The 21,182-nt window shown below is 72.6% G+C and carries 20 protein-coding genes; 4 read left to right on the plus strand and 16 right to left on the minus strand.

Going from position 1 to position 21,182, the window contains the following annotated elements:
* From ACWD3D_RS16305 to rimP, 4 genes are all read right to left on the minus strand, one after another.
* Nucleotides 1-556: translation initiation factor IF-2 N-terminal domain-containing protein (locus tag ACWD3D_RS16305; protein ID WP_451461517.1), on the minus strand; the 556-nt coding region annotated here is incomplete at its 3' end.
* 146 nt (nucleotides 557-702) lie between these two features.
* Nucleotides 703-990, minus strand: coding sequence for a YlxR family protein (locus ACWD3D_RS16310; protein WP_451461518.1), 288 nt, complete (start codon nucleotides 988-990; stop codon nucleotides 703-705).
* Between the two features lie 167 nt (nucleotides 991-1,157).
* A complete protein-coding gene (nusA, locus tag ACWD3D_RS16315; protein WP_266709799.1) occupies nucleotides 1,158-2,198 on the minus strand; it encodes a transcription termination factor NusA in 1,041 nt (346 codons plus the stop codon).
* Between the two features lie 2 nt (nucleotides 2,199-2,200).
* Complete coding sequence (gene rimP, locus ACWD3D_RS16320; protein WP_451461519.1) at nucleotides 2,201-2,707, minus strand: ribosome maturation factor RimP; 507 nt, start codon at nucleotides 2,705-2,707, stop codon at nucleotides 2,201-2,203.
* A 176-nt stretch (nucleotides 2,708-2,883) separates the two neighbouring features.
* Here rimP and ACWD3D_RS16325 point away from each other — a divergent pair, with 176 nt between their 5' ends.
* From ACWD3D_RS16325 to ACWD3D_RS16335, 3 genes are read left to right on the plus strand one after another with little or no spacing between them, the layout of a single operon-like run.
* Nucleotides 2,884-3,474 carry a hypothetical protein gene (locus ACWD3D_RS16325; RefSeq protein WP_451461520.1) on the plus strand — a complete coding sequence of 197 codons (591 nt, stop codon included), beginning with the start codon at nucleotides 2,884-2,886 and terminating at the stop codon, nucleotides 3,472-3,474.
* Nucleotides 3,471-3,953 carry a DUF4439 domain-containing protein gene (locus tag ACWD3D_RS16330; protein WP_328719108.1) on the plus strand — a complete coding sequence of 161 codons (483 nt, stop codon included), beginning with the start codon at nucleotides 3,471-3,473 and terminating at the stop codon, nucleotides 3,951-3,953. The genes ACWD3D_RS16325 and ACWD3D_RS16330 overlap by 4 nt, the downstream gene beginning before the upstream one ends.
* Nucleotides 3,954-3,994: 41 nt before the next feature.
* Nucleotides 3,995-4,924, plus strand: a complete 930-nt coding sequence (locus ACWD3D_RS16335; protein WP_451461521.1) for an aminoglycoside phosphotransferase family protein — start codon at nucleotides 3,995-3,997, stop codon at nucleotides 4,922-4,924.
* Nucleotides 4,925-5,008: 84 nt separating this feature from the next.
* Here the strand turns inward: ACWD3D_RS16335 and ACWD3D_RS16340 are convergent, their stop codons facing one another.
* The 10 genes from ACWD3D_RS16340 to ACWD3D_RS16385 all read right to left on the minus strand — a co-directional run bounded on the left by ACWD3D_RS16340 (nucleotide 5,009) and on the right by ACWD3D_RS16385 (nucleotide 17,746).
* The gene (locus tag ACWD3D_RS16340; RefSeq protein ID WP_451461522.1) at nucleotides 5,009-6,712 is read right to left on the minus strand and encodes a proline--tRNA ligase; all 1,704 of its coding nucleotides are present in this window, start codon (nucleotides 6,710-6,712) and stop codon (nucleotides 5,009-5,011) included.
* Between the two features lie 102 nt (nucleotides 6,713-6,814).
* Nucleotides 6,815-7,378, minus strand: coding sequence for a GNAT family N-acetyltransferase (locus ACWD3D_RS16345; RefSeq protein ID WP_451461523.1), 564 nt, complete (start codon nucleotides 7,376-7,378; stop codon nucleotides 6,815-6,817).
* Between the two features lie 67 nt (nucleotides 7,379-7,445).
* Nucleotides 7,446-8,213, minus strand: a complete 768-nt coding sequence (locus ACWD3D_RS16350) for a DUF1684 domain-containing protein (RefSeq protein WP_451461524.1) — start codon at nucleotides 8,211-8,213, stop codon at nucleotides 7,446-7,448.
* A 188-nt stretch (nucleotides 8,214-8,401) separates the two neighbouring features.
* A complete protein-coding gene (locus ACWD3D_RS16355) occupies nucleotides 8,402-9,247 on the minus strand; it encodes a GNAT family N-acetyltransferase (RefSeq protein WP_451461525.1) in 846 nt (281 codons plus the stop codon).
* Nucleotides 9,248-9,447: 200 nt separating this feature from the next.
* Nucleotides 9,448-10,602, minus strand: coding sequence for a flavodoxin-dependent (E)-4-hydroxy-3-methylbut-2-enyl-diphosphate synthase (ispG, locus tag ACWD3D_RS16360; RefSeq protein ID WP_451461526.1), 1,155 nt, complete (start codon nucleotides 10,600-10,602; stop codon nucleotides 9,448-9,450).
* A 290-nt stretch (nucleotides 10,603-10,892) separates the two neighbouring features.
* On the minus strand, nucleotides 10,893-12,203 hold the full coding sequence (locus ACWD3D_RS16365) for a M50 family metallopeptidase (RefSeq protein ID WP_451461527.1): 1,311 nt from the start codon (nucleotides 12,201-12,203) through the stop codon (nucleotides 10,893-10,895).
* Nucleotides 12,200-13,453, minus strand: coding sequence for a 1-deoxy-D-xylulose-5-phosphate reductoisomerase (gene dxr, locus ACWD3D_RS16370; protein ID WP_387371524.1), 1,254 nt, complete (start codon nucleotides 13,451-13,453; stop codon nucleotides 12,200-12,202). Before dxr ends, ACWD3D_RS16365 begins: the two co-directional genes overlap by 4 nt.
* A gap of 74 nt (nucleotides 13,454-13,527) precedes the next feature.
* On the minus strand, nucleotides 13,528-14,328 hold the full coding sequence (locus ACWD3D_RS16375) for a hypothetical protein (protein ID WP_451461528.1): 801 nt from the start codon (nucleotides 14,326-14,328) through the stop codon (nucleotides 13,528-13,530).
* A gap of 87 nt (nucleotides 14,329-14,415) precedes the next feature.
* Complete coding sequence (gene aroA, locus ACWD3D_RS16380; protein ID WP_451461529.1) at nucleotides 14,416-15,663, minus strand: 3-phosphoshikimate 1-carboxyvinyltransferase; 1,248 nt, start codon at nucleotides 15,661-15,663, stop codon at nucleotides 14,416-14,418.
* A 79-nt stretch (nucleotides 15,664-15,742) separates the two neighbouring features.
* The gene (locus ACWD3D_RS16385) at nucleotides 15,743-17,746 is read right to left on the minus strand and encodes an acyl-CoA dehydrogenase family protein (protein WP_451461530.1); all 2,004 of its coding nucleotides are present in this window, start codon (nucleotides 17,744-17,746) and stop codon (nucleotides 15,743-15,745) included.
* A 321-nt stretch (nucleotides 17,747-18,067) separates the two neighbouring features.
* On the opposite strand from ACWD3D_RS16385, the gene ACWD3D_RS16390 reads away from it, so the two are divergent.
* Nucleotides 18,068-18,658 carry a GNAT family N-acetyltransferase gene (locus ACWD3D_RS16390; RefSeq protein ID WP_451461531.1) on the plus strand — a complete coding sequence of 197 codons (591 nt, stop codon included), beginning with the start codon at nucleotides 18,068-18,070 and terminating at the stop codon, nucleotides 18,656-18,658.
* 96 nt (nucleotides 18,659-18,754) lie between these two features.
* Here the strand turns inward: ACWD3D_RS16390 and ACWD3D_RS16395 are convergent, their stop codons facing one another.
* Together ACWD3D_RS16395 and ACWD3D_RS16400 are read right to left on the minus strand one after the other, a co-directional pair.
* Nucleotides 18,755-20,200 (minus strand): aldehyde dehydrogenase family protein, encoded by a 1,446-nt coding sequence (locus tag ACWD3D_RS16395; protein WP_451461532.1) that lies wholly within the window; start codon nucleotides 20,198-20,200, stop codon nucleotides 18,755-18,757.
* 309 nt (nucleotides 20,201-20,509) lie between these two features.
* The coding region (locus tag ACWD3D_RS16400) for a helix-turn-helix domain-containing protein (RefSeq protein WP_451461533.1) at nucleotides 20,510-21,182 on the minus strand (673 nt) is incomplete at its 5' end.

Below are 21,182 nucleotides of genomic sequence, written 5' to 3' on the forward strand. Positions count from 1 at the left end.
GGTTGTCGCGCTGGCCGCCGTCACGCTGACCGCCGGCCGGGGCCGGACGGGCGGGGGCGGGGCGCGGACCCGGGGTGGCACCCGCGGGACGCGGGGCCTGGGGCTGCTGGGGCGCGGCCGGCTGGGCCGGGGCCGGCGCCGAGAACTCGGCGACGGGGACCGGGGTCACCGGGGCGGGCCGGGGAGCCGGACGCGGGCCCGGACGGGGACCGGCCGACGGTGCGGCGGGAGCCGCGGGGGCGCTGGTCTCCGGCTCGGCGGTCGGCTTGGGAGCCGGTGCGCCGGGCTTGGGGGCAGCGGGACGTGCCGCAGCGGCCGGGGAGGGCGCCGCGGGCTTGGCGGGGGCGGCCTTGCGAGGCGCTCCCGGCTTGGCAGCGGACTTGCCGGCGTTGCCGCCGGGCCCCTGCAGTGCGTCAGTCAACTTGCGTACAACCGGCGCCTCGATCGTCGAGGACGCCGAACGGACGAATTCACCGAGTTCTTGGAGCTTGGCCATGACGACCTTGCTCTCGACGCCGAACTCCTTGGCGAGTTCGTATACCCGGACCTTAGCCACTTCGCTCCTTTTAGGTCCGGGTTACCGCCGGACCGTCGCTACTTCATGGGCGTACTCATCGCGTACTCATCGAGTGCTCATCGCAATCTCGACCTACTTCCAACTCGCGAGGTACCTGACCGCACGGGGACCCGTGCCGTTCACGTTCATTTTTCCTGCGGTGCCACCCGCTCGACGAACCGCTGCAACGCCGCGGTGTCGAACGGCCCCTTGGCCTTGAAGGCCCGGGGGAATGCCCGGCGGCGGACCGCCAGGTCGAGACAGACAGATGCCGGGTGCACATACGCACCCCGGCCGGGCAGCGTACCGCGTGGATCAGGCGCACAAGCGCCCTCGTCCACCACGATGCGCAGCAACTCGCTCTTGACCGCTCGCTCCCGGCATCCCACACAGGTGCGTTCGGGACAAGCGCGGGCTTGCGTCCGGCCAGACACGGCTAAGTCTACCTCCCCGCGCCGACCTCACCCCTTTGGGGCAAAAATCGAACGGATGTTGTTGTGATCTCCAGCGGATTCCCGCGTTGATCTATTCCTCACGGCCCGTGGGGGACCGGTTCCACCGGGGTGCGCGCCACGTCGGGCGGCCGGTGGACGTACGGCGGTCAGCCGCGCTCCGAACGCTCCCGGGCCCGCTCGGCCCGCTCACGGTCGGCGACGTCGCGCTCCTCGTCCGTCTCGGTGTCCGGACGGATGTCGATGCGCCAGCCGGTGAGGCGGGCGGCCAGACGGGCGTTCTGCCCCTCCTTGCCGATCGCCAGCGAGAGCTGGTAGTCGGGCACGGTCACCCGGGCGGAGCGGGCGCCGAGGTCAACGACCTCGACCTTGCTCACCCGTGCGGGGGACAGCGCGTTGGCGACCATCTCGGCCGGGTCGTCGGACCAGTCCACGATGTCGATCTTCTCGCCGTGCAGCTCGGCCATGACGTTGCGGACACGACCGCCCATCGGGCCGATGCAGGCGCCCTTGGGGTTGAGACCCGAACGGGTGGAGCGGACCGCGATCTTGGTGCGGTGGCCGGCCTCGCGGGCGATGGCGCAGATCTCGACGGAACCGTCGGCGATCTCCGGGACCTCCAGCGCGAAGAGCTTCTTCACCAGGTTGGGGTGGGTGCGCGACAGGGTCACGGACGGGCCGCGGACACCCTTGGCCACCCGGACGACGTAGGTACGCAGCCGCAGACCGTGGGTGTACTCCTCGCCCGGCACCTGCTCCTGCACCGGCAGGATGGCTTCGAGCTTGCCGATGTCGACGAGGACGTTGCGCGGGTCCTTGCCCTGCTGGACCACGCCGGTGACGACGTCGCCCTCGTGGCCCGCGTACTCGCCGAAGGTCCGGTCGTCCTCGGCGTCGCGCAGCCGCTGCAGGATGACCTGCTTGGCGGTGGTCGCGGCGATGCGGCCGAAGCCGGACGGGGTGTCGTCGAACTCCTTGGCCTCCTGACCCTCTTCCAGGTCGGCCGGGTCCTCCGTCGCCCAGACGGTGACGTGACCGTTGCGGTCCAGCTCCACACGCGCCCGGCGGAAGCTGCCGTCCGTGCGGTGGTACGCGATGAGGAGGGCCGACTCGATCGCCCCGACGAGCACGTCGAACGGGATTCCCTTGTCCTGCGCCAAGCCCTTCAGAAGCTTCACATCGATGTCCACGGCTACGCCTCCTCTTCCTTCTTGTCCTTGCGGTTGAATTCGATCTCCACGCGCGCCTTGTCGATCTCGGCGAAGGAGATCCGGCGTGCGGTGGGCTTGCGGCCCTTGACGCCCGGGACCTCCAGGTCGAGGCCCTCGTCGTCGGCCTCCAGGATGCGCGCGATCAGCTCGTCGCCGCCCGCCTCGGCGGTCAGCTTGAACTTGACCAGCCGGCCGGTGGCACGGACGTAGTGGCGGTGCTCGGTCAACGGGCGGTCGGCGCCCGGCGAGCTCACTTCCAGGACGTACTCGTCCTCGCCCATCGCGTCGGTCTCGTCGAGCTTCTCGGAGAGGGAGCGGCTGAGCTCCGCGCAGGTGTCGAGTTCGACGCCGTCTTCCGAATCGACGACGATCCGCAGCACACGGCGGCGGCCGGCCCGGGACACCTCGATCTCTTCGAGGTCGAGCTGCGCCGAGGCGACGAGCGGTTCGAGCAGCCCCCGCAGCCTCTCGCTCTGGTTGGTGCTCATCCGGGTGACTCCTCGGCCGCGTCTGCTGTTGTGGGGATCGTCGTGCGTCAGGACAAAGGGTATCCGGTCGCGGGGGGTGTTGCCGTCCTCAGGCCGCCCTCACGCGGGTACGCTCGCCAACGTTGATCACTTCAGGACAGATCCTGTCAGGACTTGTTCAAGCCCGAAGGAGAAAAGTGCGGCGCACGGGGACGACGCGCAGGGGGGCACTCACCGCCGCCGGGGGGCTCGCGGCGGGAGGGGTGCTGGCAGGCTGCGAGAGCGGGGAGCGGTCGGCCACGGGACGGGCCGGAACCGCCCGTGCCGCCCGGACGACCCCGGAGCAGAGACTGCGTACGGACGGTGTGCGGACCAGCGCGGCCCTGCTGGCGCGGTACGACGAGGTCGCCGCCGCCCACCCCGTCACGGCCGCCGGGCTCGCCCCGCTGCGGGCCGCCGTGCGGCAGCACACCGAGGCGCTCGCCGAGGGCACCACGACCGTGTCGCCGAGCCCGTCGGCGACGGACCCGGCGAGCCCGGCGACCCCGCCCTCGACCGAAGCGGTCGGCAGTACCGCCACCGCCACCCCGTCGGGCTCCCAGGCCGGGGACGCGCGGACGGCGCTGAAGGAGCTGGCGGCCGAGGCCCGGCGGGCGGGCGACGCGCACACCGCGTCGCTGCTGGAGGCGGAGCCTGAGCTGTCCCGGCTGCTGGCGTCGGTCGCCGCCGCCTGCGGCGTGCACGCGTATCTGCTGACCGAACTGGCCAAGGAGACCCCCGCGACATGACGGCCCAGGCACTGAAGGCGGCACAGGCCGCCCTGGCGGCCGAGCACGCGGCCGTGTACGGCTACGGCGTGGTCGGGGCGCGCGCCTCCGGCAGCCGCCGCTCCGAGGCGACCGGCGCGTACCACGCACACCGGGCCCGCCGCGACGCCCTGGCCCGGGCGGTGCGGGACCTGGGCGGTGTCCCGGTGGCGGCGGACGCCGCGTACGCTCTGCCGTTCGCGGTGCGTGACGGTGCGGCGGCGCTCCGGCTGGCGGCCGTCCTGGAGGACGGCGTCGCGGGTGCCTGCGCCGATCTCGTACGGGCCACGGAGGGCACGGCACGGCGGGACGCCGCGCTCGCCCTGCGGGAGGCCGCCGTACGCGCGGCCCACTGGCGGGGCTCCGGCACCGCCTTCCCCGGACTCGCGGAGCGGGCCGGACGGGCGGGGACCGGGTCCCCCTCTCCCCTGGAGGCCGCGGGCGCCGCCGGGACGCATTGAGACGGGTCGCTGGACCGGCCTCGGAAAGGTACAGGTCAGGTATGGGTTTCGAACCGCCGCAACGTCTGGCGCGGGCGCTGGACGAGCAGTACGGGAAGGCCGCGGCCGACGCGTGGCTGGGCTCGCTCGGCGCACTGGTGGAGGCGGAACTGTCCGCCGGCGGCCGGGACCTCTCCGTCGACCGGGTGGCCGCCCCCGGCGGGCGCACCAGTGTGGTGCTGCTGGTACGCCGGGCGGACGGCACCCCCGCCGCACTGAAGATCGCCCCGCCCGGGGCGGCGCCGGACGCCGAGCGCGCCGCGCTGGCCCACTGGAACGGCTGGGGCTCGGTACGCCTGCTGTCGCCGCCCGGCGACGCGCCCGGGGCGGCACCCGGCGTCGGGATGCTGCTGGAGCGCCTGCACCCGGAGGTGTCGCTGCGCTCGCTGCCGGAGGCCAAGGCCCTGCTGGAGGCGGCAGGCACGGTGCGCAGGCTCTGGGTGGCACCGCCCGAGGGTCACCCGTTCGAGACGGTCGCGGAACGGACCGGGCGGCGGGCCGGCGCGATGCGTGAGTTCGCCGCCGGGGACCCGGAACTGGCGCCCCTGGTGGAGGCGGCGTTGGCGGTCCGCGAGGAGCTCGTCGCGGCCCCCGTCGAGGAGCTGCTGCTGCACGGCAACTTCCGGCAGAGCAAGGTGCTGTCGGGCGAGCGGGCGCCCTGGCTGACGGTCGGGCCGGAGCCGTTGGTGGGCGAGCGCGCCTACGACCTGGCGCGTCTGGTGCGCGACCGGGTGGAGGACCTGATCGCCTCACCGGGCGGGCCGGCGACGGCGCGGCGGCGGGTGCGCAAGCTGGCGGACTCGCTGGAGGTGGGCCAGGAGCGGCTGCACGGCTGGACGCTGTTCCGGGCGGTGGAGTCGGGCACCCGGGCGCTGGCCGAGGGGCGGCGGCAGACCGGCGAGATGTCGCTGGAGTTCGCCGGCTGGCTCTGACCCACGCTTCCCGCGTCCACGGAGGAACCCCCCGCGCACCGGGTGCGCGGGGGGTTCCTCCATACCGGAAGGCGGACCGGGAGGTCAGCCCAGGTCGGCGGCGATGCGGGCGATCGCCTCGTCGACGGTGAGCTCCTCGCGCTCGCCGGTGCGGCGGTCCTTGAGCTCGACGACGCCTTCGGCGGAGCGGCGGCCGGCGACGAGGATGGTCGGCACGCCGATCAGCTCGGCGTCGGTGAACTTCACACCCGGGGAGACACCGGCGCGGTCGTCGACCAGCACCCGGGCGCCCGCCGCCTTCAGCTTCTCCGAGACCTCCAGGGCCAGCTCGGTCTGGAGCGCCTTGCCGGCGGCGACGACGTGCACGTCGGCCGGGGCGATCTCGCGGGGCCAGCACAGGCCCTTGTCGTCGGCGGTCTGCTCGGCGAGGGCCGCCACCGCGCGGGAGACGCCGATGCCGTAGGAGCCCATCGTGACGCGGACCGGCTTGCCCTGCTGGCCGAGGACGTCGAGGTTGAAGATGTCGGCGTACTTGCGGCCCAGCTGGAAGATGTGACCGATCTCGATGGCACGGTCCACCTGGAGGCCGGCGCCGCACTTCGGGCACGGGTCGCCCGCCTCGACGACGACGACGTCGAGGTAGTCGTCCACCTCGAAGTCACGGCCCACGACGACGTTCTTCGCGTGCTTGCCGTCCTTGTTGGCGCCGGTGATCCAGGAGGTGCCGGCGGCGACGCGGGGGTCGGCGATGTAGCGGACCTTCTCCAGCCCCTGCGGGCCGACGTAACCGCGCACCAGGTCGGGGCGGCCCACGAAGTCCTCGGCGGTGACCAGCTCGACCACGGCCGGGGCGAGGTGCTCGCCGAGCTTGCCGAGGTCGACCTCGCGGTCGCCGGGGACGCCCACGGCGACGATCTCGCCGTCGACCTTGACCAGGAGGTTCTTCAGGGTGGCCGAGGCCGGGACGCCGAGGTGGGCGGCGAGGGTCTCGATGGTCGGGGTGTCCGGGGTGTCCAGCTCCTCGACCGGGCCGTGCGCCGCGCCGTCCACGGCGGTGGCCTTGAAGGTCACGGCCTCGGTGTTGGCGGCGTAGTCGCAGTTCGGGCAGTCGACGAAGGTGTCCTCACCGGCGGGCGCCGGGGCGAGGAACTCCTCGGAGGCGGAGCCGCCCATCGCGCCGGAGACGGCGGAGACGACGCGGTGGTCGAGGCCGAGGCGCTCGAAGATCCGGATGTACGCGGCGCGGTGCAGCTGGTACGCCTCGGCCAGGCCCTCGTCGGTGGTGTCGAAGGAGTACGAGTCCTTCATCTGGAACTCGCGGCCGCGCAGCACACCGGCGCGGGGGCGGGCCTCGTCGCGGTACTTGGTCTGGATCTGGTACAGGATCACCGGCAGGTCCTTGTAGGACGAGCACATGTCCTTGACGACCTGGGTGAAGATCTCCTCGTGGGTGGGGCCGAGGAGGTAGTCGGCGCCCTTGCGGTCCTTGAGGCGGAAGAGCAGGTCGCCGTACTCGTCGTACCGGCCGCTCGCCTCGTACGCCTCCTTGGGCAGCAGCGCCGGGAGCAGCACCTCCTGGCCGCCGATGGCGTCCATCTCCTCGCGGACGACGCGGGTGATGTTCTCCAGGACCTTCTTGCCGAGCGGCAGCCAGGACCAGATACCGGCGGCGGTGCGGCGGACGTAACCGGCCCGGACGAGCAGCTTGTGGTTGAGCGTCTCGGCGTCCGCCGGGTCGTCGCGCAGTGTCTTGATCATCAATCGGGACATGCGCTGGACCTGGGCCATGGTGAACTCCTGCTCGACTGTGTCTACCGGGGGGACGCCCCCGGACCCCCGAAGGTGATGGGCCCGAGATTAGCCGGGCGGCGGGTGCGGGCGGAAATCCATTCAGATTCCGCGGTGCAGTGGCAGCGGGGCTCCCATGACGGCGTACGGCAGCGGGGCGCTGGGGAAGACGACCTGGCGGGCGAGGTCGCGGTAGCCGAGTGAGCGGTAGAGACCGCGTGCGGGGCTGTCGGTGTCGATGGCCGACAGGATGGAGCGCGGCTCGGTGGCGGAGTCGGTCAGCCCGGTGATGAGGGCGCGGCCGATGCCGTGTTGCTGGAAGCCGGGGTGGACGTGCAGTTCGGTGATGACGAAGGAGTCGTCCAGCCACTCCTCGGTTCCCCGCTCGCGGAGGTAGGGCTCGACCACCCCCGACCACCAGTGACCGCGGTCGTTCGGCAGTCCGTAGACGAAGCCGAGCAGCCGTCCCGAGGGTGCGGTGGCGCCCAGCGCGCGAGCGCCGGGGAGGGTGAGGTGGCGCAGCACGATCTGGCGGCGTACGGCGATCTCCGGGGCGTCGAGCCCGAAGGCGAGGGCCTGCACCTGGAGCGCCTCGTCCACGCGGGACGCGAGGTCGAGCGGCCCGATCAGGGGTGGTTCGCTGAGGTCTCCGGGAAAGTGCGGCATGGCACGGGAGACTACTCCGGCCGCCCGGGCGGGCCCCGGGGGGCCGGAGCCGGTCCTCGGCCGGGCTTCAGTGCCCCGTGCCGCCCGGTCCCTTGGCCACGGGGAGCTTCTCCCCCGCTTCGACGGGCAGGTGGAGTCTGTTCTGCCTCGGCGGCATCGGGCAGTTGTACTGGTCGGAGAAGCCACAGGGCGGTACGAAGGCGCGGTTGAAGTCGAGGGTGACCCGGTCGCTTCCGGCCTCGTGCGGGACGAAGAGGAAGCGTCCGGCGCCGTAGGTGGAGTCGCCGTTGGTGGGATCGCCGAAGACCAGCAGCAGGGTGCCGTCGTCGTCGAAGGCGCTCAGGGTGTAATCGGTGCCGTCCACGGTCAGCGCGATGTCACCGGGGACGACCAGGTCGCGGGTGCCGCCGTTGTCCCGGATGTGCTCGAACGCGACCTTGCGGGCGCCCGCGACGGGCGTGTAGGCGGCGTCGAGCACCCAGGACGGGTCGTACGGGAAGGTGTCGATCCGCTCGAAGGAACGGATCGCGGGCGCCTCGGCGTCCCAGAAGCGCAGGAAGTGTTCGGGGGCTCCGCTGACCGGTTCGGTCCGCTCCACGACCGTCACCGTGACACTGCCGGGCAGGCCCGCGGCGGCGGCGACCGGGTCGGGGATCTCGCCGGGCCCCATCGGGCGGGTCTCCACCAGGGCCAGGTTGCCGGTGGGCGCGGTGACCGAGGCGTGGCGCTCCTCGCGCCACGTCTCCCAGGCCGCACGGGCGTCCGCCCCCGCCGGGGCGGCGGTGGTGACGGGCGGGGCGGCGTGGTCGTCGGCGGGAGGCGGGGTCTCGGTCATGGGCGGGGCTCATTCACGTCGGAGGGCGTCGGCGTTCCGGACGTGCCGGCCGGCGGCCCTCAGCGGTCCCCCCTGCCGACTATAGGTCGGCCGGACGACGCCCACCGCACGGCCGGTGCACGAGGCGCGGCCGTCCTCGGGACCGGTACGCGCGGCCGGGGCGGGGCGACCGGGGCCGGGCCGGGGCGTCAGAACAGGACGCTCATGAAGGCCCCGGTCTCCCGGAAGCCGACCCGGGTGTACGCCCGGCGGGCGGCGGTGTTGAAGTCGTTGACGTACAGGCTGACCAGCGGGGCCACGTCGGCGAGCGCGTGGTTGAGCACGGCGGACATCCCGGTCTCGGAGAGACGCAGGCCCCGGAACTCCGGGGCGACCCAGACGCCCTGGATCTGGCAGGCACGGTCGGTCGCGGCGCCGATCTCGGCCTTGAAGACGACCTTGCCGTCGTCGATGCGGGCGAACGAGCGGCCGGCGCCGATGAGTTCGGCGACCCGCGCCTGGTAGAGCAGTCCGCCGTCGCCCGCGAGCGGGGAGATGCCGACCTCCTCGGTGAACATCGCCACGCACGCGGGCAGGATGACGTCCATCTCGTCCTTGCGGATGCGGCGGACGTACGGATCGGGGTCCACGGTGGTGGAGGGGCGGTCCGTGACCATCAGCGGCTGGTTGGCGCGGACCTCACGGGCGGGCCCCCAGCCGGGTTCGAGCAGGCGCCACAGCAGTGCGGTGGGCTCGACCGGGCCGACGATGGAGGAGCAGCGGCGCCCGGCCCTGCGGGCGCGGTCCGCGAAGGCGCGTACGGCCTCGGGGCCCGCGCAGATGGGGACCAGGTTGGCACCGGAGTAGCAGAGCGAGCGGAGCATCCCGTCCGCGTACCAGCCCCACATCTCGCCGCCGAGGCGCCAGGGGTCGAGCCCGGCGATCTGGACACGGGAGGTCACGAAGGCGTTGGCCACGGGATCGCTCTCCAGAATGGCCAGAGCGGCGCCGAGGTCACTGGGTTCGAGGACCCGGGTGGTGGTGTGCGTCAACACGAGGGGGCCTCACCATACGGTCTGCTGATTTCCGCACTGTACCCAACAAGGCTGTGGGGCGCCGCCCGCGTCCGAAGGCCGGGCGGCGGACCGCATGGTGCCGGCCGAGGGAACGACGCCGCGCCCCGTCCGGACGGTGTCGTCCTGACGGGGCGCGGAAGGTCCGGGCGCCGGGCCGCGGGCGGCCTCCGGTCCGGTGGTCAGCTGACGGCGACCTGGGGCTCGCCCGAGGCGACGCCGTCCTTCTCCATCTGCTCGGCGATCTTCAGCGCCTCCTCGATGAGGGTCTCGACGATCTTCGACTCGGGGACGGTCTTGATGATCTCGCCCTTCACGAAGATCTGGCCCTTGCCGTTGCCGGAGGCGACGCCGAGGTCGGCCTCGCGGGCCTCGCCCGGGCCGTTGACGACGCAGCCCATGACGGCGACGCGCAGCGGGACCTCCATGCCTTCGAGACCGGCGCTGACCTGGTCGGCGAGCTTGTACACGTCGACCTGGGCGCGACCGCAGGACGGGCAGGAGACGATCTCCAGGCGGCGCTGCTTGAGGTTGAGGGACTCCAGGATCTGGAGGCCGACCTTGACCTCCTCGGCCGGCGGGGCCGAGAGGGAGACGCGGATCGTGTCGCCGATGCCCTCGGAGAGCAGCGCGCCGAAGGCGACGGCGGACTTGATGGTGCCCTGGAACGCCGGGCCGGCCTCGGTGACGCCGAGGTGCAGCGGGTAGTCGCACGCGGCGGCCAGCTGGCGGTAGGCGTTGATCATGACCACCGGGTCGTTGTGCTTGACCGAGATCTTGATGTCGCGGAAGCCGTGCTCCTCGAAGAGGGACGCCTCCCACAGGGCGGACTCGACCAGGGCCTCGGGGGTGGCCTTGCCGTACTTCTTCAGCAGCCGGGCGTCGAGGGAGCCGGCGTTCACGCCGATCCGGATCGGGGTGCCGGCCGCGCCCGCGGCGCGGGCGATCTCCTTGACCTTGTCGTCGAACTGCTTGATGTTGCCCGGGTTGACCCGGACCGCGGCGCAGCCGGCGTCGATGGCGGCGAAGACGTACTTGGGCTGGAAGTGGATGTCGGCGATGACCGGGATCTGCGACTTGCTGGCGATGGTGGCCAGGGCGTCGGCATCGTCCTGCGTGGGGCACGCCACCCGCACGATCTGGCAGCCGGAGGCGGTCAGCTCGGCGATCTGCTGGAGCGTCGCGCCGATGTCCGAGGTGCGCGTCGTCGTCATCGACTGCACCGAGACGGGAGCGTCCCCGCCGACGGCCACCGATCCCACCTGGATCTGACGGCTGACGCGTCGGTCGGCGAGCTTGATCGGAACGGCCGGCATTCCGAGAGAAATCGCAGTCATGCGCTGAGCATCCCCAAGGTGTGGATCGAGGCCCGGAAATCGGCGGGCTACAGCTTTCGAGGTTACGGCACCGGGGCTCCGGCGAACGCATCCCCCGGGTCAAAACACCCACGGGCGCCGGTCGGCGGCGCGGCAGGGCGCCACGCGCGTGCCCGGCCGCCGCTCCTGCCCCGCGTCCGGGCGATTCCCGCCGGACGGACGGTGTCGGCCGAAGGACGGCCGGTGCCGAACGAAGGGCTGTCCGGCGATTCGCACCGGCCAGGAATCGCGGGACAGCCCTCGGGCCGCGGTCAGGTGATCTTGACCGGGTTCACGATGTCGGCGACGAGCACCAGGAGCGTGAAGCAGATGAAGATTCCGGCCACCACGTAGGCGACGGGCATGAGCTTCGCCACGTCGAACGGGCCGGGGTCGGGCCGCTTGAAGACCTTGGCCAGGTTGCGGCGCAGCGCTTCCCAGAGGGCGCCCGCGATGTGGCCGCCGTCCAGGGGAAGCAGCGGCAGCATGTTGAAGAGGAAGAGCGAGAGGTTGAAGCCCGCCAGCAGGAACAGCATCATCGCGATCTGGTTCTGCGCGGGGACGTCGAGGGTCATCACCTCGCCGCCGATCCGGGCGGCTCCGACCACGCCCACCGGGGAGTCGTCGGCGCGTTCACCGCCGTCGAAGGCGGCGTTCCACAGTCCGGGGATCTTGGAGGGCAGGCTGATGATCGAGTCGACGCCGTTCTCGATCATGTCGCCCATCCGCACGACGGAGTCGCCGAAAGAGAGGGGCACGATCTCACTGCGGGCGGCGAAGCCGAGATAACCGGCGTCCACCCACTTGCCCTCGATCGCCTCGCCCTTGTCGTCCTTCTTCACCACGACGTTCTTGGCGAGCACGGCGTGGAGGGTGACCTCCTGGCCGCCCCGCTGGACGGTGATGTCGGCGGGGCCGATGGTCTGCCGGATGAGGTCGGAGAGCTTGTCCCAGTCGTCGACCTTCGCGCCGTCGAAGGCGACGATCTTGTCGCCCTCGCGCAGACCCGCGGCGAGCGCCGGGGAGACCGGGTCGCCGGGTTCGCACTTCTCGCGCTTCTCGCTCTGCTCGATGACGCACTTCTGGACCCCGGCCACTTCGGTGGTCTGGGTCTGGAAGCCGAAGGTCATGGCGACGCCGAGGAAGATCGCGACGGCCAGGACCAGGTTCATGAACGGACCGGCGAACATCACGATGACGCGCTTCCACGGCTTGCGCGTGTAGAAGAGACGGCTCTCGTCGCCGGGTTCGAGCTCCTCGAAGGCGGCGGATCTCGCGTCCTCGATCATGCTCCGCCAGGGTGAGGTGGACCGCGCCTCGATCCTGCCGTCCGGCCCCGGCGGGAACATGCCGATCATGCGGATGTACCCGCCGGCCGGAATGGCCTTGAAGCCGTACTCGGTGTCGCCCTTCTTGCGCGACCAGATGGTGGGGCCGAAGCCGACCATGTACTGCGGGACCCGGATGCCGAAGAGCTTGGCCGTGGAGAGGTGGCCGAGCTCGTGCCAGGCGATCGAGAACAGCAGGCCCACCACGAAGACGGCGATCCCCAGGACCGTCAGCAGGATCGTGCTCAGACTCATGCGTGCGCCTCCGCCGTCGACTTCGCCGAGAGTTCACGGGCCCGGGCGCGTGCCCAGGTCTCCGCATCCAGGACGTCCGCGACCGTCAGTGAAGTTCCCGGGGCGGGGGTGCCGTGTTCGGCGACCACCGCGGTGACGGTGTCCATGATGCCGTTGAAGGGGAGCGCGCCGGACAGGAACGCGTCGACGCACTCCTCGTTGGCTGCGTTGAAGACAGCCGGTGCGGTCCCGCCGAGGGCGCCCACGTGCCGGGCGAGGCCGACCGAGGGGAAGGCCTCGGTGTCGAGCGGGAAGAACTCCCAGGTGGACGCCTTGGTCCAGTCGAAGGCCGGGGCGGCGTCCGGTACGCGCTGCGGCCAGCCGAGACCCACGGCGATCGGTCCCCGCATGTCGGGCGGGGTGGCCTGGGCGAGCGTGGAGCCGTCGGTGAACTCGACCATGGAGTGCACGTACGACTGCGGGTGGACCACGACCTCGATGCGCTCGAACGGGATGTCGTAGAGGAGGTGCGCCTCGATGACCTCCAGCCCCTTGTTGACGAGGGTCGCGGAGTTGATCGTGATGACCGGGCCCATGGCCCAGGTGGGGTGGGCGAGCGCCTGCTCCCGGGTGACGTCGGCCAGTTCGGCCCGCGTGCGGCCCCGGAACGGGCCGCCGGACGCGGTGACGACGAGCTTCGCCACGTCGGCGCGGGTGCCGGCGGCGATCGCCTGGAAGAGCGCGGCGTGCTCGGAGTCGACCGGGATGATCTGGCCGGGCTTGGCCAGCGCCTTGACCAGCGGGCCGCCGACGATGAGCGACTCCTTGTTGGCCAGCGCCAGGGTGCGGCCCGCCTCCAGCGCGGCCAGCGTCGGCGCGAGGCCGATGGAGCCGGTGATGCCGTTGAGCACGGTGTGGCAGGGGCTCGCGGCGAGGGTGGCGGCGGCGTCGGGGCCGGCCAGGATCTCCGGGAGCGGCTCCCCCGTGCCGTACTCCGCGCGCAGCGCCTCGCGCAGGGCGGGTACGGCGTCCTCGGCGGCGACGGCGACCGTGTCCACCGCGAGCCTGCGTGCCTGGGCGGCGAGCAGGGCGACCCGCCCGCCCGCCGCCGAGAGCGCGGTGACCCGGAAGCGGTCGGGGTTGCGCAGCACCAGGTCGATGGCCTGGGTTCCGATGGACCCGGTGGAGCCGAGGATCACGAGGTCCCGGCGGCCTTCCGTCGCGTCGTGGACGAGATGCGGATCGGCGAGGGGGGCAGGGCTGTCGGTCATGGCCCCCATTGTTGCCGCTTCCGCTGTGCGCGAGGACAGGGCGTCCCGGGTCGCACGAGTCCGGGGCCGCGGATTCAGCCCCGCGCGGCCCGGAATTTCTTCCACTGCGCGGTCATGACCTCCTGCGGCACGCCGCCGAAGTCGTCGGTGCCCAACAGGTCGGCGTGGAACTCCAGGGTGGTGGAGCCGGAGCGCACGACGGTCAGGTATTTGTGCAGCTTCAGCTTCCCCTTCACGTCGAGGACGGTGAAGTGGTAGGCCTTCGCGTCGTCGGCGTCCGCGGCGAAGGCCGGCACCTCGACGGGCTCGGCCGAAAGGTACTTCCCCTTCGCGAGCAGCCGTTCCTCGGTGAAGCCGGAGGCGCACCGGGTGCCTGCCGCGTCGAGCGCCGTCATCACCGCCGCGGCGTCCCCGCCCGCGTACGAGCGGAGGGTGACCTCGACGTCGATGCCGGGCTCCTCGCTCCTGGAGACCTCGCGCACCACCTGCGCGACGGGGTCCGGACCACCCGTCCCGGCGGCGAGGGTGACGAAAGGTTGGCAGACCTCCGGGTCGGCCGTGTAGTCGTCACGCATCGGAGGGTCGATGAGCGGCTCCGACGCGGCGTAGGACCCCACGGCCTCCCCGTCCGCGAAGGCGGTCTCCGCCAGCTCCCCTGCGGTGGCGGCCCGGGGGCCGGACGCGTCGGCGGGCGCCGGGGTGGCTGATGCGGCGGCTTTCCCGCCGCCCGCCGGTGCTTCCGCCTTCCCGTCCACGTCCTGGCCTCCGCCGCAGGCGGTCGTCCCCGTCAGCAGCAGTGCCACGACGGCTCCGGCGGCGAGTGCTCCTGGCCGCCGGGCGCCCTGTCTGCCCCTGTTCTCCGCCTCTGTCACCATGTCCACTCCCCCCTCGAACATCCCTAGCCGATTGTGATCATGACACGGTGGCATTTCGCGGGCGCGGGAGTTTCCACCGGACGCCCGTCAGCCGGCCTGCGGGACCAGACCCTCGGAGAAGCGCGCGAACACCTCGTGGAAGTCGGGGAAGGTCTTGCGCACGCAGCCCGGGTCGTCATAGGTGGTGCCGGGGTTGCGCAGCGCGGCGACCGCGAAGGACATGACGATGCGGTGGTCGCCGTGGGTGGTGATCTCGACGGGGCGCGGGGTCCCGGGGTGGATCTCGATCCAGTCGGGTCCGGTGTGCACGGTGATGCCCATCGCGCGGAGGTTCTCGGCGCACGCCTCCAGCCGGTCGCACTCCTTGACCCGGGTGTTGGCCACGTCCTCGATCCGGACCGGCCCGTCGGCGTACGGGGCGAGGGCGGCGAGCGTCGGCATGGTGTCGGAGATGTCCCGCATGTTGACGGTGACGCCCCTCAGGGTGCCGTCCGAGCGGACGGTGGTGGCGTCCTCGGTGATCGTCACCTCGGCGCCCATCCGCCGCAGCACGTCGACGAAGCGCAGGTCGCCCTGGAGGGCGTTCGCGCCGAGGCCGGGGACGGTGACCTCGCCACCGGTGAGGGCGGCCGCGGCGAAGAAGTAACTGGCGGTGGAGGCGTCCGGCTCGACCGCGTACGTGGTGGCGCGGTAGCCGCCGGGCGGCACGGTGAAGGTGTCGCCCTCGCGGGTGACCTCGACCCCGAAGTCCCGCATCATCGCGAGCGTGATCCCGATGTACGGCGCGGAGACCAGCTCGGTGACGTCGATCGTCAGGCCGCCGGCGGTCAGCGGGCCGAGCATCAGCAGGGCGGTGAGGTACTGCGAGGACTCCCCCGCGTCCAGGGTGATCCGGCCGCCCTCGATGCCGGCGGCGTGCACGCGCAGCGGGTGGTGGCCGTCCGCCGCGTCGTGGCGCAGGTCGACGCCGAGCTCGCGCAGCGCCCGGCTGAGCGGGGCGAGAGGACGGCGCCTCATCTGCTCGGAGGCGTCGAAGCGGTACGTGCCCGAGGGCGCGGCGGAGACGAGGGCGGGCAGGAAGCGGGCCGTGGTCGCGCCGTCGCGGCAGTAGACGTCGGCGTCGGTGATGCCGGGTCCGGCCGGGCGGCCCTCGATGTGCCAGCGGTCCGGCTCCTTCGTGACCGCGTACCCGAGGCGGGTGAGGCCCTCGGTGAACCCTTCGGTGTCGTCCGAGCGGAGCGGGTGCAGGAGGGTGGTGGTGCCGTCCGCCGCCGCGGCGAGGAAGAGGGCGCGGGCGGTGACGGACTTGGAGCCGGGAATCTGGATGACGGTCACGGCGGGTCATTTTGCCGTGTCCGCGCGCGGGGGGCGGGGCGCGTCCAGCGGGTGGACGCGCCCCGCGGAGCAGGCGGGCTCAGTTGTAGGGGCGGCGGGCGTTGTCGCCCCGGGCCGGGCCGGGGGTGGCGTCCGCGATCCAGGGGCCGTCGCCGCTGGGGTCGATGACCCCCTCCTCCAGCCAGGTGTACGAGCCCGCGAGGACCCGGTCGACCACCCGCCGGTCCAGGTCGTCGGTGTTGGCCCAGAGGCGGCCGAACAACTCCTCCGTCCTGAGCCGGGACTGCCGGCAGAAGGCGTCGGCCAGCTCGTACGCCTCGCGGCCGTGTTCGCCCTGGCCTCGCAGCAGCTCGGCGCGGACGCAGGCGGCGCTCATCGCGAAGAGTTCGGCGCCGATGTCGACGGTGCGGCCGAGGAACCCCTGCTTGGTCTCCATCCGGCCCTGCCAGCGCGACATGGCGTAGAAGGTAGAGCGGGCCAGCCGGCGCGCGGCGCGCTCGGCGTACCGCAGGTGGTGGGAGAGGTCCGGGTGTCCGGCGGGCCGGAACTCCGCGTACGAGCTGGGCACCTGACCGGGTCCGGCGACCAGTTTCGGCAGCCAGCGGGCGTAGAAGCCGGCCGCCGCGGCGCCGGCCCTCGCCTTGTCGGCGAGCGGCTTGTCGGGGTCGATGAGGTCGCCGGCCACCTTGAGGTGGGCGTCGACCGCCTCGCGGGCGATCAGCAGGTGCATGATCTCGGTCGATCCCTCGAAGATCCGGTTGATCCGCATGTCGCGGAGCATCTGCTCGGCGGGAACGGCCCGTTCGCCGCGGGCGGCGAGGGAGTCGGCCGTCTCGAACCCGCGTCCGCCGCGGATCTGCACGAGTTCGTCGGCGATCCGCCAGCCCATCTCGGAGCCGTAGAGCTTGGCGAGGGCGGCCTCGATCCGGATGTCGTTGCGGTCCTCGTCGGCCATCTGGGAGGCGAGGTCGACCACGGCTTCCAACGCGAAGGTGGTGGCGGCGATGAAGGAGATCTTCGCGCCGACCGCTTCGTGCCGGGCGACGGGCCTGCCCCACTGTTCGCGGACGGCCGACCATTCCCGGGCGATCTTCAGAGACCATTTGCCGACCCCGACGCACATGGCCGGGAGCGAGAGCCGGCCGGTGTTGAGCGTGGTCAGCGCGATCTTCAGGCCGGCGCCCTCGGGGCCGATGCGGTGGGCGGCCGGCACCCGCACCCCGTGGAAGCGGGTGACGCCGTTCTCGATGCCGCGCAGCCCCATGAAGGCGTTGCGGTGCTCCACGGTGATGCCCGGCGAGTCCGCCTCCACCACGAACGCCGTGATGCCACCGGGGTGGTCCGGGCCCTCGGGCACCCGGGCCATGACGACCAGCAGGTCGGCGACGACCCCGTTGGTGGTCCAGAGCTTCACGCCGTCCAGGACGTAGTCGTCCCCGTCCGGCACGGCGGTGGTGGCGAGCCGGGCGGGGTCGGAGCCGACGTCGGGTTCGGTGAGCAGGAACGCCGAGATGTCGGTACTGGCGAGCCGGGGCAGGAAGGTGTCCTTCTGCTCCTGGGTGCCGAACATCTTCAGCGGCTGCGGTACGCCGATCGACTGGTGGGCCGAGAGCAGCGCGCCGATCGCCGGGCTGGCCGAGCCGGCCAGCGCGAGAGCCCGGTTGTAGTAGACCTGGGTGAGGCCGAGGCCGCCGTACTTCGGGTCGATCTTCATGCCGAGCGCGCCGAGCTTCTTGAGACCGGCGATCACCTCGTCGGGGATGCGCGCCTCGCGCTCGATGAGTGCCCCGTCCACGTGGGCGAGGCAGAACGCGCGCAGCCGGGCGAGGAACTCCTCACCGCGCCGGACGTCCTCCCCGGCGGGCAGCGGGTGCGGGTGGATCAGGTCGAGGCGGAGCCGTCCGAGGAACAGCTCCTTCGCGAAGCTGGGCCGGTGCCAGTCCCGCTCGCGGGCGTCCTCGGCGACACGGCGCGCCTCGCGCTCGGTCACTCTCGCCTGCGGCGGATGCGAGCGGGGACCGGCGGAGGTCCTGGCCGCTTCGGGGCGGTCGGGGAGGTCCTGCGGGACCTGCGGTGCGGACATGGGGGCTCACCTCTCCGCGGGGCGGATCGGGGGACGGCCTGACGGCGGGTGACCGGCTCCGCGCCCGCGGGGTTGCGGCCGGTGGCACACGTCCGTATCTACCCGATTCGTCCCACCCCCACCACCGCAGCGGCGGACGCCCGGGGCAGGAACGCCGACTTGCCGGAGGCCGGGCCGGGCGGTGCCCGGTGCGTGCGATCGCGAGGCGGAGGGTCGCCCTCGCACGGTGCGTGCGAGGACGATTCCCACGACGCGGTGGGCGTGCGGGCCGGATGCCGCCCGGCAGACGGAGGTTCGACGACCCTCGCCTAGGGTGTGGCCGTGAACACAGAGACGCTCCTCGGGAGCACTGTCCGGTTGGAACCGCTCTCGGCCGGTCACGCCGAAGCCCTGCTTCCCTCGGCGTCCGACCCGGACGTGTGGCGGTGGATGCCGCGGCAGCGCCCGGAGACCACGGCGCAGATGCACGACATGCTCGGCGGGATGATCGCGGACACCACCCGCCGGTGCTTCGCCGTACGGCGCCTCGCCGACGGCGCGGTGATCGGCTCGACCAGCCTGTACGACCTCGATACGAACCAGGGCCGCGCCGAGGTCGGCACGACCTGGTTCGACCGTTCCTGCTGGGGAGGCCCCTACAACGCCGAGTCCAAGCTCCTGCTCTTCGGTCACGCCTTCGACGACCTGGGCGTCGTCCGGCTCGCCCTGCGCACCGATCACCTCAACGTGCGTTCCCAGCGCGCCATGGAACGACTCGGCCTGGTGTACGAGGGGACGCTACGCAGCCACATGCGGCGGCCGGACGGCTCCCGCCGCGACTCGGTGTACTACAGCCTGCTCGCGGACGAGTGGCCGGCCGCGCGCGAGCGGCTGGCCGACCGGGTCGCGGCCAAGACCGCGCCCCTGGGGTGACCGGGTCCCGGGCACACGCAGCCCCGGGACCGGAACGCCGACGGCCGGAGCCCCCGCACAGTGGGCTCCGGCCGTGGTGACGCGTCAGGACACCGTCTACAGGGCGAGGCCGGTCAGGACCAGGACCCGCTCGTAGGTGTAGTCGTCCATCGCGTAGCGCACACCCTCACGGCCGACGCCGGACTGCTTGGCACCGCCGTACGGCATCTGGTCGGCGCGGTACGAGGGGACGTCGCCGATGATCACGCCGCCGACCTCCAGGGCGCGGTGGGCGCGGAAGGCCGCCTGCAGGTCGTGCGTGAAGACGCCTGCCTGGAGGCCGTACTTCGAGGAGTTGACGGCCGCGAACGCCTCCGCCTCGCCGTCCACCTTCTGGATCGACATGACCGGTCCGAAGACCTCCTCCGAGGCGAGGGTGGTCGAGTCGGGGAGCCCGGTGAGGACGGTCGGCGCGTAGGTGGCGCCGTCGCGCTTGCCGCCGGTGAGGAGCTGGGCGCCGGCGGCGACGGCCTCGTCGACCCAGGACTCGACCCGCTTGGCCGCGTCCTCGCTGACGAGCGGGCCGACGTCGGTGGCGTCGTCGGAGGGGTCACCGGTGACCAGGGCCTCGGTGGCGGCGACGATCTTCGGGACGAGGCGGTCGTGGAGCGAGGCGTCGACGATGACCCGCTGCACCGAGATGCAGGACTGGCCGCCCTGGTAGTTGGAGAAGGTCGCGATGCGGGTCGCGGCCCAGTCCAGGTCCTCGTCCGAGGCGTAGTCGCCGAGAACGACGGCCGCGCCGTTGCCGCCGAGCTCCAGCGTGCAGTGCTTGCGCGGCACCGACTCCATGATCGAGTAGCCGACCGGGCCGGAGCCGGTGAAGGAGATCACCGGCAGCCGCTCGTCCTGGACCAGGGCGGGCATCCGGTCGTTCGGGACCGTCAGCACGGACCAGGAGCCGGCCGGCAGGTCGGTCTCGGCCAGCAGCTCGCCGAGTATCAGCGAGGAGATCGGGGTGGCCGGGGCGGGCTTGAGGATGATCGGGGCGCCGACGGCGATGGCCGGGGCGACCTTGTGGGCGCTCAGATTGAGCGGGAAGTTGAACGGCGCGATACCGAGGACCGTGCCGCGCGGGAAGCGGCGGGTGAGGCCGAGGCGCCCGGTGCCGCCCGCGTCGGTGTCCAGCCGCTGGGAGTCGCCGCCGTTGTACCGGCGGGCCTCCTCGGCGGCGAACCGGAAGACGGAGACGGCGCGGCCGACCTCGCCGCGGGCCCACTTGATCGGCTTGCCATTCTCGGCGGAGATCAGCTGGGCGATCTCCTCGGTGCGCTCCACGAGGCGGCGTACGACGTGGTCGAGCGCGGCGACCCGGACGTGCGCGGGGGTCGCGGCGAACTCCTCGCGCACGGCGTGCGCGGCGGCGACGGCCTCCTCGATCTGCGCGTCGGTCGGCACGCTGACGGTGCCGACGAGCCGGCCGTCCCACGGGTTGGTGACGGCGAAGCTGTCCTCGCCGGTGGCCTGGCGGCCGGCCAGCCAGAAGGCGTGGGTGGAAGTCATGGAGGTCCGGCCCTTCGGAAGGTCGTGTGGTGCGCGAGACGTGCGTCGTACGGGCCCCGCGCGGTGCGCGTGACACCCGTCGCGTGACGTGCCGACACGCGCGGTTCGTGGGTGCGGCGGCCCGCCGTCGCGGGTGTCGCCCGCCCACCGTAGGACGGGGCCCGGCCCGTGGGGCTTGTCCGTGATGGAGCAGGTGGTGACCGGGGGGCGCCGAATTGTCGAAGGCGCGGCGCCCCGGACGCGTTTCGTCGGTCGGCTGGTCCGTCGGTCGGCCCGGTCGGCTGGTCCGTCGGTCGGCCGGCCGGTTCCTCAGTCGCCGGCCGACGGCGAAGCCGTCGCCTTCAGGGCCAGCCAGAGTTCCATCCGCACGTCCGGGTCGTCGAGCGAGCGGCCGAGGATCTCCTCGACCCGCCGCATCCGGTACCGCAGGGTGTGTCGGTGCACCCCGAGGTCGGCGGCGGCGGCGTCCCACTGGCCGTGCCGGGAGAGCCAGGCGCGGAGCGACGCCACCAGGTCGCCCCGGCCCTTGGCGTCGTGCTCGCGCAGGGCGCGGAGCATGCCGTCCGCGAAGGCGCGTACCGCGTCGTCCGCGAGGAGCGGCAGTACCGAACCGGCCGCCAGTTCCTCGTGTTCCACCAGGGCCCTGCCCCGGCGACGGGCGACCGAGAGGGCCTGCTCGGCCTGTTTGTACGCGGCGGCGACCGCTATCGGCCCGGCGGGGGCGGACAGCCCCACCACCGGGCGAGCGCCCTCCGTCCCCTTGTCGCGTACCGGCCGGGCGTCCTGCGCCTGCGCGACGGCGGCGCACGCGGCGACCGCCGCACCCCCGTCCACGGCCAGCACCACCAGCCGCTCACCCTCGGGGACCGCCAGGAGCGGCTCGCCGGACCGGATCGTGACGTCGCGGCGCACCAGGACCTGGGGGTGGATGACCAGGTGGATGCCACGGTTCTGGCGGGACAGCTCGTTGGTGACGGAGTCG

The sequence above is a fragment of the Streptomyces sp. NPDC002690 genome (assembly GCF_053592415.1).

Coding starts and splice junctions, on each gene's coding strand:
- ACWD3D_RS16340 (WP_451461522.1), bottom strand. CDS start 6,712: ATGGCCCAGGTCCAGCGCATGTCCCGATTGATGATCAAGACACTGCGC.
- ACWD3D_RS16375 (WP_451461528.1), bottom strand. CDS start 14,328: ATGGTGACAGAGGCGGAGAACAGGGGCAGACAGGGCGCCCGGCGGCCA.
- ACWD3D_RS16365 (WP_451461527.1), bottom strand. CDS start 12,203: ATGAGTCTGAGCACGATCCTGCTGACGGTCCTGGGGATCGCCGTCTTC.
- ACWD3D_RS16335 (WP_451461521.1), top strand. CDS start 3,995: ATGGGTTTCGAACCGCCGCAACGTCTGGCGCGGGCGCTGGACGAGCAG.
- ACWD3D_RS16330 (WP_328719108.1), top strand. CDS start 3,471: ATGACGGCCCAGGCACTGAAGGCGGCACAGGCCGCCCTGGCGGCCGAG.
- ispG (WP_451461526.1), bottom strand. CDS start 10,602: ATGACTGCGATTTCTCTCGGAATGCCGGCCGTTCCGATCAAGCTCGCC.
- ACWD3D_RS16395 (WP_451461532.1), bottom strand. CDS start 20,200: ATGACTTCCACCCACGCCTTCTGGCTGGCCGGCCGCCAGGCCACCGGC.
- ACWD3D_RS16345 (WP_451461523.1), bottom strand. CDS start 7,378: ATGCCGCACTTTCCCGGAGACCTCAGCGAACCACCCCTGATCGGGCCG.
- ACWD3D_RS16385 (WP_451461530.1), bottom strand. CDS start 17,746: ATGTCCGCACCGCAGGTCCCGCAGGACCTCCCCGACCGCCCCGAAGCG.
- rimP (WP_451461519.1), bottom strand. CDS start 2,707: ATGAGCACCAACCAGAGCGAGAGGCTGCGGGGGCTGCTCGAACCGCTC.
- dxr (WP_387371524.1), bottom strand. CDS start 13,453: ATGACCGACAGCCCTGCCCCCCTCGCCGATCCGCATCTCGTCCACGAC.
- ACWD3D_RS16350 (WP_451461524.1), bottom strand. CDS start 8,213: ATGACCGAGACCCCGCCTCCCGCCGACGACCACGCCGCCCCGCCCGTC.